Genomic DNA, 12,407 nt, shown 5'->3' with positions numbered 1-12,407 from the left:
GGTCCTTCTCCAGGCAGCGGGCGATCAGGTCGCGCAACTCCTCGGGGACCGCGCCGAGTTCGGGGGCGGTGCGGGCGATCCGTTCGGCGCCCTCGGCGGCCGGGCCGTCGGCCAGCGGGGTCGTGCCGGTCGCCGCGTACGCCAGCAGCAGGCCCAGCACGAAGAGATCGGAAGCCGGTCCGGGGTCCTCGCCCGCGACCTGTTCCGGGGTCAGATAGCCAAGCCGTACGGACAACTGCCCACCCGGCCGGGCCTCCGCGGCGGCCGCGGCGCCGAGCGGGCCGAACGCGGTGAGCCGCGGCCCGTCCTCGGCCAGCAGCACCGTCCGGGGAGCCAGGCCCTGGAGCACGGCTCCGGTGGCGTGCGCCCGGGAGAGGGTCTCGGCGATGCCCGCGCCCAGTATCCGCACGGCAGGCTCGGGAAGCGGCCCGGTGGCCTCGATCGCCTCGGAGAGCGTCAGCGCGGGGACGTACGGGGCCGCCGTCCAGGGCAGTTCCTCGTCCGCGCCATCGTCCGGGCCGCTCAGCTGCGGCTGGACCCAGCCGCCGGTCAGCCGGTCCGCGGTGCGGGCCTCCGCCTGGAAGCGGCGCCGGAAGGCGGGCAGCGCGGCGAGTTCGGGGCGGGCGGCGGTGATCACCACCGCGTCGTCGGAGGCCGCGTCGCGCGCGAGGTACTGCATGGTGCTCGCGGTCCCGCGCAGCCGTGCCAGCACGGTGTACGGGCCGAAGCGGCGTGGATCGTCCTGACGCAGCGCCTCCATGGCGCACCCCCCTCGCTGACCGTGCCTGAGCACCAGAGCGTCGATCTTAGACCGACCGCCGGTACCCCATCGGGCCCCGTACCCTCAGTCCGGCTTGGACCAGGGCCACTTGGGGCTGTGCCGCTCACGGCCGCCGGGGGCGTACTCGTACACCCAGCCGCGCGGGAGCCCCAGCCGCTTGGAGTGGCCGGCCGGCACTCTGCGGTACGCGTACACGGTGGCGGGACCGCCGTCGGCGGCCGGTACCGGGACCTCGTACCACTTGGGCGGATGGCCGGTCGGGCCGACGAGGACGGGCAGTACCCGCCCGTCCAGGGGGCCGCCGGTGAAGGCGGTGTTCTCGCTTCGCACCGCCCCAGTCTGACCGATCAGCCCTCGGGCAGCAGATGGGCCGCCCCGCCGAGCACCGGGACCAGCCGCTCCGCCAGCCGTCCGGCCGGACCCGCCGCGGTCTCCAGCGGCAGCAGCTCCGCCACCGTCGCCGCGGTCTCCGGGTCCGTCGCCGCCGTGGCGGCCAGCAGCGCGATCAACTGGTCGAGCAGCCAGTCGCGCAGCTCGGCCGCGGCGGGCTGCTTCCCCTCGTCCAGCCAGATCAGCGACGCCGCCTCGACGGCCGCGATCCAGGTCCGCACCATCATCCGCAGCCGGGGGCCGGGCGCCGCCCCGCCCCTGCCCAGGTGCAGCAGGATCTGCTCGGCCGCCGCGCGCCGCACCTCGTCGACGATCGCCGACGTACGGGAGGTCTCGACGACACAGCCGCCGCGCAGCAGCGCGCTGAAACCGGTGTCGTGCTCGTCGACGAAGGCGAGATAGCGGTCGAGCACCCGCGTCACCCGCTCGGTGGGCGGTCCCACCGGCGGCTCGCCGAAGCACAGGATCAGCTGCTCGGCGGCGGACCTCAGCGCTGCCTCGTACAACTGCTGCCGCCCGCCGGGGAAGTAGCGGTAGACAAGCGGGCGGGACACCCCGGCGACCGTCGCGACCTCGTCCAGCGAGACCTCGTCGGGGGCCCGGTGCGCGAAGAGGGTGAGGGCCGCACCGAGGAGCTGGGCGCGGCGCTCCTCGACGCCGAGCCTTCGGTACGCGCGGGCCGGTGGCGCGGTGGCGGCAGCAGCAGGGGTCATACGCCGAAGCCTAGGGCCTCCCGTCCGGATCACGCGGGCTCAGGCCAGCAGGCCGGAGCGCTTCCACAGCCTGCGTCCCACCCCGTTCAGCACCCCGATGTCGTCGAAGAAGTCCGTCAGCCGCTTCGCGCCCGACTGCATGACCTCCACCCGGTGGCCGCTCGCCTTCACCTGGGCGACGGCCTCGTGGCGGTCCAGGCCGACGTTCTCGTACACCTGCGGGTTGATGAAGCAGACGGAGAAGACGCGGGCCGCCTCGCCGCAGCTCAGCCTGGTCAGTTCGCGCTCCCAGCGCGGGGCGGTCACCATCTGGCGGCGCAGCTCCTCGCGGGCGTAGCGGACGTGCCGTGCCTCCTCGACCACATGGATACGGGTCACGCCCCGCACCAGCGTCTGGACGCGCTCGTCGGGGAAGGTCAACCGCTGCATCCAGTCGAGGATCTCCTCGCCGAGCAGGGTCGCGGCGAACGAACCGGGGGTGGTGGAGACGGTCTTCAGCACCCGTGCGAGGTTGTGGTAGACGCGCGGCACGGGGTAGTCGGGCGCCCCGCCCCACTTGATCATGCGACCGAACATCATCGAGTGCCGGCACTCGTCGGCTATCTCGGTGAGCGCGTAGCGGACGTGGTTGCTGGTCACGGGCCGGTCGTAGATGTGCCGGACCAGCAGCTGCATCAGGATGATCTCGAACCAGATGCCCAGCGAGGCGAGCGACGCCGCCTCGTGCCGGGACAGGTCCAGTCGCTGTTCCTCGGACATCTTCCGCCACAGCGGGGTGTCGTAGAGCGAGACGAGCTCGGGCGGCCAGAACCACTTGCCGTCCTCCACCGCCGCGTCCCAGTCGAGTTCCTTGTCCGGGTCGAAGGAGTGCTTGGCCGAGGAGTCGAGCAGCCGCTCGGCGATCTGCTCGCGGTCCCGGAGCGGGCCGAGTGCGTCACGGAGCAGCTGGACGTCACGTCCGGTCACTGTGGTCATGGCTGGGGGCACCTCACACCTGGGGTTACCGACGGTCACTCCTTATGAGACTCCTCGTCAGTAAGGCCGTCAATCCCTTGCGCACGACTTGTTGACCCGGCGTCTACCAACGTGTGAACCTGCCAACTGACGCAACCGTCAAGGGAATTGCCGAAACATGCCAGGCGAAGGAGCCGTCCGTGTCGACACACGACCTCTACACCACTGCCCCCGAAGCGCCGCTGTGGCAGGTGCCCGCCTCCGGCGCCGCCCGCTTCAGCTGGGACTACGACGACGGCAGGGAACGCCTGCTCGCCCTCTACCAGAAGGGCAAGGACAAGCAGTGGGACGGCAACAAGCGCATCGACTGGTCCCTGGAGGTCGACCCTGCCGACCCGCTCGGCACCCCTGACGAGGCCCTCACCCTGTACGGCACCCCGTACTGGGCGAAGATGACCGAGAAGGACCGGGGCGAGCTGCGCAAGCACTACACCTCCTGGCAGTTCAGCCAGTTCCTCCACGGCGAGCAGGGCGCCATGGTGTGCGCGGCCAGGATCGTGGAGTCCGTCCCCGACCTGGACGCGAAGTTCTACTCCGCGACCCAGACCATGGACGAGGCCCGGCACGCGGAGATCTACGGCCGGTTCCTGCACGAGAAGGTCGGGATGCTCTACCCGATCAACGACAACCTCCAGGGGCTGCTCGGCGACACCCTGCGCGACTCCCGCTGGGACATGCCCTACCTCGGCATGCAGGTCCTCATCGAGGGGCTCGCCCTGGCCGCGTTCGGCATGATCCGCGACACGACGACCAAGCCGCTGCCCAAGCAGATCCTCGCGTACGTCATGCAGGACGAGGCCCGGCACGTCGCGTTCGGGCGGATGGCGCTGCGCGACTACTACAAGCAGCTGAGCGACGCCGAACTGCGCGAGCGCGAGGAGTTCGTCATCGAGGGCTGCTACCTGATGCGGGACCGGCTCAGCGGCGTCGAGGTGCTGGAGAACTTCGGCATCGGCAAGCAGGAGGCCAAGGACCTCTCCGAGCACTCGGAGTTCCTGCAGCTCTTCCGCAAGCTGCTGTTCAGCCGGATAGTGCCGTGCGTCAAGGACATCGGCCTGTGGGGCGAACGGCTCCAGAAGGCCTACGTCGACATGGGCGTCTTCGAGCTCGGCGACTCCAACCTGGACCTGCTGATGGCCCAGGACGAGGAGATAGCCGAACAGCTCGACCGGGACCGCTTCGCGGCGGAGGAGCAGGCCAGGGTCGCCGAGGTCGAGGAGGCGATCGCACAGGGTGGACCGGGGGAGTGAGGAAGAGGCGCTGCCGCGGGCGACAACGGGTGTACGCCATCGGCCGGTGCGGGGAGCATGACAGGTATGACCACCTCGACCACGCCCCTCATCACCGCAGGCCCCGCCGCCGCCCGCCGCAGCCTCGAAGGACTGGCCCTGGGCGATGCGTTCGGCGAGCGGTGGTTCCCGCGCCCGGCACCCGGACGACCTGGAGGCGGCGCTCTGGGCCACGGCCGAGGGCTTCGGTGACGTCGACACGACCTGCGCCATCACCGGCGGGGTGGTGGGCGCGGCCACCGGGGTCGACGGGGTGCCCGCGCAGTGGCTGCGGCGCCGCGAACCGCTGGACTGAGGCACCGCGGCGGACGGCCTGTACGCCCACCCGTCCGCCCGCCGGGTCCTCGGGCCGCCCGGTTCGTCAGTCCGTCGCGACCGGCGCCGGGAAGGACCTGCGCAGGGTGAACGCCCGCTGTGTGGGCCCGTGTTCACGCAGGTGGAGCAGGCGCTCCTCGGCGTCCCGCACCCTCGGCCGGGTGCCCGCGGGCACCCACCACAGGGCCGTCATCGCCTCCTCCACCCGCTCGAACCACTCGCGCCGCCGTGCCATCAGCTCGCGGTGCTGCCCCTGGTACATGAACGCCGTCAGCGCGTCCGTGTCGCGCCACACCGACATGTTCACGATCAGCCAGTCGTCCCCGAAGACCGATACGTCGGTGGCGTTGCCGGTGTCGCTCTGCAGCCGCCACACGAAGCCGGCCGCCTCGTCGGCGACCGCGTTCACCGGTTCGAGGGCCTCGACGAAGTCCTTCAGCTCGGGGGAGTCCAGGGGGAATTTGAGTCGGGATATGTTCACTTGGGCCAGTTCATGGCCGGCCTGCGGGCCGCTGTGCGTCATGGCCGCACAGTAGTCAGCGCGTTCTCCACCGCACAGGCCATTCCGAGCAGCGAGACATCGGCCCCGCGCTCCGCGACGAGCTGGAGACCGACCGGGCAGCCGTCCGCCGTGAAGCCGGCGGGCACACTGGCGGCGGGATGCCCACTGAGGTTGAAGGCCCAGGTCAGCGCGGTCGAGAACAGCTCGCCCGGACCGTCGTGGCCGTGCGGGCGGTTGGGGGTGGTCGGCGTCAGCAGCAGCGGGGTACGGGCGAACAGGGCATCGAGCGCGGTGTCGTTCGCGCGCCGGATCTCCGCGGCGCGCGGGGACGGCGACCCGCCCCGGACCGCCTGCCACGCCTCTCGCGGGTCGAGCAGCTCGCAGGCACGGTCCACGAGCCGCACCACCCCGGCCGCCACCAGCCGCCGCACCGCACGCAGGACGACCGCCGCCACCTCCGGGTCGACCTCGGCGTACCCCAGATCGGGGCTGAGGACGGCCGGGACGGGGAGGGCCGCCGTCTCCGGCTCGTAGTCGTCCAGGACGCAGCGCAAGTACGTCTGGGCCCCGGCGGCCGACCGGGTCAGCACCCCGGCGGACGCCAGCCCGGTGCGGTCGGGGGAGGGCAGCAGGCCGTTCGTCGTCTTCAGGCCGAACACCCCGCACCACGCCGCCGGGATCCGCACCGACCCCGCCCCGTCGCTGCCGGTCGCCAGCCCCACGAGGTCCGCCGCGACGGCGACCGCCGAGCCCGCCGAGGAGCCGCCCGGCGTGCGGTCGGGGCGCCACGGGTTGACCGTACGGCCGTGGGCGCCCAGCCCCCAGGTCTGCCAGTACGTGCCGGGGCCGGGCACCGAGGTCGCGCCGACCGCGACCCCACCGGCCGCGACGAGCCGCCGGGCCGGGTACGAACCGATGCCGGTGCGCCCCTTGACCGCGAACGGCATCCCGGCCAGCGGGAGCCCCCGGGCCCGCTCCGTGTCGGCGAGTGCCCGCTCGTGCCACACCTCGATGAACGCGGACAGGCGGGGATCCTCCCGCCCGATGCGCTCCAGCGCCCGGCCCACCCCGCTCGCCCCTGTCACCCGGTCAGTCTCGCAGGGCCGCTTCCATGACGGAACGGGCGATCGGGGCAGCGCTGCCGCCGCCGCTGATGTCGGCCCGGTTCGCCGCGGCGTCCTCGACGACCACGGCGACCGCGACGGCCGGCTGTCCCGAGTCCGGCGACTGGGCCCAGGAGATGAACCAGGCGTACGGCATGCCCGAGTTGTCGATGCCGTGCTGTGCGGTGCCGGTCTTGCCGCCGACCGTCACCCCGTCGATCGCGGCGTTGGACCCGGTACCGTTCTCCACGACGTCGACCATCATCTCCCGCAGCTGCATCGCCGTCCGTGGGTTCATCGCCCGGTGGTAGGTGCGCGAACCGTTCCGGTGGACGGTCGAGCCGCCGCTGGTGGTCGTACGGTCCACCAGATACGGGGACTTGAGGTTTCCCCCGTTGGCCACGGCGGACGCCACCATCGCCATCTGGAGCGGTGTCGCCGTCGTGTCGAACTGCCCGATCGACGAAAGTGCCAGCTGGTCGTCGGTCATCTCGGTGTCGAAGTTGCTCTTCGCCACCCCCGAGGGGATCTTCAGCCCGGTGTCGTTGAAGCCGAACTTCCGCACCGCGTCCACCATCCCGTCGAGCCCGACCCGCACCCCCAGATCCGCCATCACGGTGTTGCAGGAGACCCGGATCGCCTCGGCGAGCGAGGCGTCTTCGCAGCCCCGTGCCTCGTTGGGCAGCGTGGTCGACGTGCCCGGCAGCACATACGGGGACGGGGTGTCGGTCTCCGCGTCGGGATCGGTGACGACCTCCGCGTCGAGCGCCGCCGCCGCCGTCACGATCTTGAAGGTGGAGCCCGGCGGATAGGTCTGCCGGATCGCCCGGTTGAGCATCGGCTGGCTCTTCGACGCGTTCAGCCGCGCCCAGGCGTCGGTGACGGACGAACCGGTGCCCGAGAGCTGCCCGGGGTCGTACGAGGGGGTCGAGACCAGCGCCAGGATCTTCCCGGTGGCCGGTTCGACGGCGGCGACCGCGCCCCGCCGGCCGCCGAGTCCTTCGTACGCGGCGCGCTGCATCGAGTCCTTGACGGTCGTGACGACGTTGCCGCCGGGCTGCTGACTGCGGGTGATCTCGTTCCACAGCGGGAGCGGGGCGAGCATCGAGTCGGTGCCGGAGAGGACGGAGTCCTCGGCGTTCTCGATCAGGGTCGTGCCGTACGTCTGCGAGGCGTAGCCCGTCACCGGCGCGTACAGCGGGCCGTTCCGGTACGTGCGCTCGTACTTGAGCTGCTCGCCGGTGTCCTTCGAGCCGGTCACGGTCTTGCCGCCGACCAGGATGTTGCCGCGCGGCTGGTCGTAACGGGCGATCGTGAGGCGGCGGTTGGCGGGATTGTTGTCCAGGCTGTCGGCGTCGAAGACCTGGATGCGGGCGGCGTTCAGCAGCAGCGCCACAAGCAGCAGCAGAAGCAGCGCGGCGGCCCGCCGGATGTAGCGGATCACCGCTCGTCCTCCGTGACCGGCGCGATGATCCCGGTCTCCGCGTGGCCGGGCTGCGGTCTGCGGGCCTGGTCGCTGACCCGGATCAGCAGCGCCACGATGATCCAGTTGGTGACCACGGACGAACCGCCCTGGGCGAGGAACGGCATCGCCATGCCGGTCAGCGGGATCAGCCCCATCACCCCGCCCGCGATCACGAACACCTGGAGCGCCAGGATCGAGGCGAGACCGATCGCGAGCAGCCGCCCGAAGGGGTCGCGCAGGGCGAGGCCGGCCCGGTAGCCGCGGGCCACCAGCAGCGCGTACAGCAGGAAGATCGCGGTCAGCCCGGTCAGCCCCAGCTCCTCGCCCGCCGTCGCCAGGATGAAGTCGGACTTGGCGGCGAAGCCGATGAGGATGGAGTGGCCGAGGCCGAGCCCGGCGCCGAGCATCCCGCCCGCGGCGAACGCGAACAGCGACTGGGCCAGCTGGCCGGGGCCCCGACCGGCGTCGATGGAGGCGAACGGGTCCAGCCAGTCCCGGACCCGGCTGTGGACATGCGGTTCGAAGGAGCCGACGACGAACGCGCCGACCGCGGCGAGCAGCAGCCCCACCGCGATCCACCCGGTCCGGCCGGTGGCCACGTACAGCATGATCACGAAGAGGCCGAAGAAGAGCAGCGAGGTGCCCAGATCGCGTTCCACCACCAGCACGCCGACGCTCAGCAGCCAGATCGCCACGATCGGGCCGAGCACCCGGCCGGTGGGGAGCTGGAGCTTCCAGATCCGGCGGCCGGTGTAGGCGAGCGCGTTGCGGTTCGCCGCGAGATACGCGGCGAAGAACACGGCGAGCAGGATCTTGGCGAACTCGCCCGGCTGGAAGGAGAGTCCGCCGACCCGGATCCAGATCTTCGCGCCGTTCACCGCGGGGAAGAAGATCGGCACGATCATCAGGACCAGCGCGGTGGCGACCGAGAGATACGCGTACCGCTGGAGCACCCGGTGGTCGCGCAGGAAGACGACCACCGCGATGAACAGCGCCACCCCGAGCGTGGACCAGACCAGCTGGGTCGGGGCCGCCTGGTCCTTCGGCGTCTCCAGGTCGAGCCGGTAGATCAGCACCAGGCCGAGCCCGTTGAGCAGTACGGCGATGGGCAGCAGCAGCGGATCGGCGTACGGGGCGCGGAAGCGGACCGCGAGATGGGCGAGCAGGGCGAGCAGCCCCAGTCCCGCGCCGTAGCCGGCCACATCGGGCGGGACCGCGTCGTTCTTGGCCAGGCCGACGGCGGCGTAGCCGTAGACGGAGATGAGGACGGCCCCGATGAGGAGCAGCAGCTCGACTCCGCGCCGCTTGGGCAGGCGTAGATCGGGCGGCGGTGCGTCCGCCGTCGTTGCGGTCATGCCAGAAAACGTAGCAAGAGCTGGTGTGTATTTCCCTTATGTCGTAGCAAGTACGTCCGACGGCATGGCGGTGAACGCCCGCCCTCCGACGCTCCGTCACTCCCCATGATGTGGACCGGTCTTCGGGTCGCTCCCGGGTTGCGGCGGCCCGTCGTCCGGTCCCGGGTACTCGGGCAGCGTCACCCGGGCCTCCGCCCCGCCGTCCGGGGCGTTGCGGAACACGAGGCCGGCGCCGATCACCGCGGCCTGTCCGGCGGCGATGGTGAGCCCGAGACCGTGCCCCTTGCCGCTGCCCTCGGTACGGAACCGCTGCGGGCCGTCGGCCGGCAGATAGTCCGGGAAACCCGGGCCGTGGTCGCGCACGGTCACCACCGGTCCGTCGACCGTCAGCACCACCGGGGGCCGGCCGTGCCGGTGCGCGTTGGCGATGAGATTGCCCAGCACCCGTTCCAGGCGCCGCCTGTCGGTCTCGACGCGTACGGGTGCGGTTCCTTCCGGCCGTACGACCCGGATCGCGGTCCGCGTCCCGGACGCCCGCACCACCCGCTCGACGAGCGGCACCAGTTCGTGCACAGCGAGATCGACCTGTTCCGTACGGGCGTCGAGCCGGGAGATCTCCAGCAGATCCTCCGTCAGCGCCCGCATCGCCCGGACCCGGTCCCGCACCAGCTCGGACGGCCGCCCCGGCGGCAGCAGCTCGGCAGCGGCCGAGAGGCCGGTCAGCGGGGTGCGCAGCTCGTGCGCCACATCGGCGGTGAAACGCTGCTCGGTCTGGAGCTTGCGCTGGAGCGTGGACGCCATGGTGTCCAGCGCACCGGCGACGATCGCGACCTCGTCCTGCGGGCGCGAGGGGTCCGCCGTACGCGGGTCGCGGACGCGGGCGTCGAGGTCGCCGGCACTGATCCGGCGGGCCACCCGGGCCGTCTGGTGCAGCCGCCGGGTGACCCGGGTGACCGCGAAGGCACCGACCAGCAGCGTGGCGCCGATGGCCAGCAGGGAGGAGCCGACGATCGCCTGGTCGAGGCTGTCGATGGTGCGGGCGCTCTGGGTGTAGTCCACCTGCGTGGCCAGCGCGCGGCCGTCGGCCGGAGTCGCCGCCCACATGGCCGGACGCCCGTTGTGATCGCCGACGAGCGTGCCGCGTTCGCCGCTCGTGGCCAGCGCGCGCAGGGCGGCGGGCAGCCCCGGCGGATCGATCCCGGAACCCGGCGGCAGCTCCTCGCCCGTCTCGTACGCGGTGCTGACGTCCGCCAGCCGGGACAGGGCCTTCTCCCGGGCCTGTCCGACGGTCTGACGGGTCACCTCGGTGTGGACCAGCACACCCAGCAGCGCGGCGAGCGCACAGCACATCACGGTGATGAAGACGGCCGACTTCCAGGTGAGCGTCGCGGCCCAGGAGGGCACCCGCGGCCGACGCCGCTTCGTTCCGCGCCCGCCCGCGCCGGGCCGCCTCACCGGCGCTCCGCGGAGACGCCGGCGGACGGTGCCGCGGTGGGGCCGGTGGGGCTGATGGGTGCGGTGGTCGGCGCGGTGGTCGGCCGGGTGGTCGTGGGCCGCGGACGCGGCGCCCGGGACGGCGGGATCCGCTGGATCTCGTCCTGCGTCGGCAGCATCGCGCGCTGCCGCGCGTCCCAGGACCAGACGGTGCGGTACTGGTACCCGGTGATCGCCGACGGCACCCGGACGATCAGATCCCGTCCGGCCAGCTCGACGCTGATCACGGCGTCCGAGGTGGACAGGATCCGGGTCAGCCCGCCCGCGTCCGGCATGAAGACCCGCACGGAGAGCTGATGGTCGGCCAGTCGGATGCCGAGCACCATCTCGTCCCTGCCGTCGCCCGTCAGATCACGGAAGTACGGCCGGAGCACGGGGCAGGAGGCCGGTTCGGTCCGGCAGGCGTTGATCTTCCGGACGGTGTCGGCGGAGAGGTCGGCCGTGCCGCTGGACCGGTTGGGCCGGGCCGCCAGGTCCGCCCGCACCACTGCCACCGGATCCAGCCGGTGCACATCGCCGTCCGGCACCTCGATCCCGGGGATGCGAGCGGTCTCGCCCTCGCCGTAGTCGTACGGGGCGGCGGAGGCGGGCGGCAGCTCGGGCCAGAGCCGGGCGGGCCCGACGGCGGTCGGGGTCGGTCCGGCGCTCCGCAGCCCGCCGCCGTTGCCGCAGCCGGCCAGCAGCACCGAGCCGACGACGGCCCCGAGGGCCGCCGCCGTGCGGTACCGCACCCGGCGCTGCGGACGCATGACTCGCTCCCTTCCGGAGATCCATGTCCCATGACCCTATTCGGAAGGAAGTCCTTTATGCCTATCTACTACAGGTGAGAGCGTTCGATTCGGTTCAGTACGGATAGGTTCGGTTCAGTACGGACAAGAGCGTTCGTTTCGGTGCCGGCCGGGACGGCGATCAGGTCTGGTAGGGGTTCTGCCCCTGCCCGTTCGGCGCGTATCCCGCCTGCCCCTGCGGCTGCCCGTACGGATTGCCGTGCTGCGAGGCCGCGTGCTGCGCCAGCAGCTGCTCGGCCTGCTCCTTCGGGATCTGCTGCTCCCCGCCGCAGAACGTGCACTGGGTCGCGAACTTCGTCGAGAACGGGAAGAGCGGCACGAAGAACAGCGTGAACTTCGTGACCCTCTTGCGCAGCGTGTGCGCGGCCGGATTGCCGCACCAGCCGCAGACCAGCGTCAGTATGGCCAGTTGGTACAGATAGCCTCGCGTACCAAAGATGATCATGGTGCGGGTTCCTTCCCCGTATGTCCCGAAAGCGCCTGCCGGCAGAGCGCCAGCAGCTTTTCGTCCTCGTACGTGTCGTGGCTGCCGAACACGCCGTCCATCGCGTTGTGACGGCGTACGGAGGTGAGTTCGGCGCGCAGCACGCGTGCCGCATCCGACCCTGCACCAGCGGCACCCATCCGCGCCAGGCCTTCCGCCACCCGGACGCGCACATGACGACTCTTCTCCCAGTCCGCCAGGAGCACCGGCACGGACTCCTCGGCCCGCCCGGACACCTCCCACAGCGCCACCGCCGCGTCCACCCGCAGCCACTGCTCCTCGTGCCCCAGCAGCGCCCGCAGCCGGGGCGCGACCACCGCCGCCCGCGCCCCGAGCCCGCCCAGCGCGTTCACCGCGGACCGGAGTTCATGGACGCGCTCCGCCCGCAGGCCCTCGATCAGCACCGGCAGCACGGCGCCGGCATCCCCCTCGACCGCCCACAGGGCCTTCGCGGTCTCGGTCGCCGAAGTGGCCCCGGGGCTCCGCAGCAGCGCCCGCAGCTCCGGTACGGCAACGCGCGCCGCGGGCCCGAACGAACCGAGCGCCCGCAACGCCGCGGTGCGCAGCCACTCGCCCCGGTACTCCGGCGCGCCGCGCAGTATCCGCAGCACCTCCGGCAGCGCCTCGTCCGCCCGCAGCGCGGCCAGGCCGGTGAGCAGCGGGCCCGCCCGGTCGTGCGCCTTCTCGTCGAGCGGGACCTCGCCGAGCCGGCGG

General features: G+C 72.1%; 11 protein-coding genes and 3 pseudogenes. 2 read left to right on the top strand and 12 right to left on the bottom strand.

Translation table 11 applies throughout. The annotated features are described in order from the left end of the window. The 4 genes and pseudogenes from ABZY11_RS37880 to ABZY11_RS37865 all read right to left on the bottom strand — a co-directional run. Window positions 1–760, bottom strand: a pseudogene (locus ABZY11_RS37880) (serine/threonine protein kinase); the annotation flags it as partial. 84 nt (window positions 761–844) lie between these two features. Next, window positions 845–1,111, bottom strand: coding sequence for a hypothetical protein (locus ABZY11_RS37875; RefSeq protein ID WP_189542227.1), 267 nt, complete (start codon window positions 1,109–1,111; stop codon window positions 845–847). A gap of 17 nt (window positions 1,112–1,128) precedes the next feature. Beyond that, the gene (locus tag ABZY11_RS37870; protein ID WP_356483518.1) at window positions 1,129–1,884 is read right to left on the bottom strand and encodes a TetR/AcrR family transcriptional regulator; all 756 of its coding nucleotides are present in this window, start codon (window positions 1,882–1,884) and stop codon (window positions 1,129–1,131) included. A gap of 39 nt (window positions 1,885–1,923) precedes the next feature. Continuing rightward, window positions 1,924–2,859 (bottom strand): diiron oxygenase, encoded by a 936-nt coding sequence (locus ABZY11_RS37865; RefSeq protein ID WP_356483517.1) that lies wholly within the window; start codon window positions 2,857–2,859, stop codon window positions 1,924–1,926. Window positions 2,860–3,038: 179 nt separating this feature from the next. On the opposite strand from ABZY11_RS37865, the gene ABZY11_RS37860 reads away from it, so the two are divergent. Further along, entirely contained in the window at window positions 3,039–4,148 is a 1,110-nt protein-coding gene (locus tag ABZY11_RS37860; protein WP_356483516.1) for a ferritin-like domain-containing protein, read from the top strand. Between the two features lie 172 nt (window positions 4,149–4,320). Continuing rightward, window positions 4,321–4,482, top strand: a pseudogene (locus tag ABZY11_RS37855) (ADP-ribosylglycohydrolase family protein); the annotation flags it as partial. Window positions 4,483–4,548: 66 nt separating this feature from the next. On the opposite strand, the gene ABZY11_RS37850 reads toward ABZY11_RS37855, so the two are convergent. From ABZY11_RS37850 to ABZY11_RS37815, 8 genes and pseudogenes are all read right to left on the bottom strand, one after another. After that, on the bottom strand, window positions 4,549–5,025 hold the full coding sequence (locus ABZY11_RS37850) for a DUF3291 domain-containing protein (RefSeq protein ID WP_356483515.1): 477 nt from the start codon (window positions 5,023–5,025) through the stop codon (window positions 4,549–4,551). After that, window positions 5,022–6,089, bottom strand: a complete 1,068-nt coding sequence (locus ABZY11_RS37845; protein ID WP_356483514.1) for an amidase family protein — start codon at window positions 6,087–6,089, stop codon at window positions 5,022–5,024. Before ABZY11_RS37845 ends, ABZY11_RS37850 begins: the two co-directional genes overlap by 4 nt. Window positions 6,090–6,093: 4 nt before the next feature. After that, window positions 6,094–7,551 carry a penicillin-binding transpeptidase domain-containing protein gene (locus tag ABZY11_RS37840; RefSeq protein ID WP_356483513.1) on the bottom strand — a complete coding sequence of 486 codons (1,458 nt, stop codon included), beginning with the start codon at window positions 7,549–7,551 and terminating at the stop codon, window positions 6,094–6,096. Then, window positions 7,548–8,927: an FtsW/RodA/SpoVE family cell cycle protein gene (locus tag ABZY11_RS37835; protein ID WP_356483512.1), complete on the bottom strand. Its 1,380-nt coding sequence runs from the start codon at window positions 8,925–8,927 to the stop codon at window positions 7,548–7,550. Before ABZY11_RS37835 ends, ABZY11_RS37840 begins: the two co-directional genes overlap by 4 nt. Before the next feature lie 96 nt (window positions 8,928–9,023). Then, window positions 9,024–10,382 carry a HAMP domain-containing sensor histidine kinase gene (locus ABZY11_RS37830; protein WP_356483511.1) on the bottom strand — a complete coding sequence of 453 codons (1,359 nt, stop codon included), beginning with the start codon at window positions 10,380–10,382 and terminating at the stop codon, window positions 9,024–9,026. Beyond that, window positions 10,379–11,170: a hypothetical protein gene (locus tag ABZY11_RS37825; protein ID WP_356483510.1), complete on the bottom strand. Its 792-nt coding sequence runs from the start codon at window positions 11,168–11,170 to the stop codon at window positions 10,379–10,381. The genes ABZY11_RS37830 and ABZY11_RS37825 overlap by 4 nt, the downstream gene beginning before the upstream one ends. Before the next feature lie 160 nt (window positions 11,171–11,330). Next, window positions 11,331–11,654 (bottom strand): zinc-ribbon domain-containing protein, encoded by a 324-nt coding sequence (locus ABZY11_RS37820; RefSeq protein WP_356483509.1) that lies wholly within the window; start codon window positions 11,652–11,654, stop codon window positions 11,331–11,333. After that, a pseudogene (locus ABZY11_RS37815) lies at window positions 11,651–12,407 on the bottom strand (PBS lyase); the annotation flags it as partial. The gene ABZY11_RS37820 and the pseudogene ABZY11_RS37815, both read right to left, overlap by 4 nt.

The organism is Streptomyces sp. NPDC006510 (genome assembly GCF_040611955.1).
In the GTDB taxonomy this organism is placed as follows: domain Bacteria; phylum Actinomycetota; class Actinomycetes; order Streptomycetales; family Streptomycetaceae; genus Streptomyces.
This window is presented reverse-complemented; position numbering and strand designations above follow the sequence as displayed.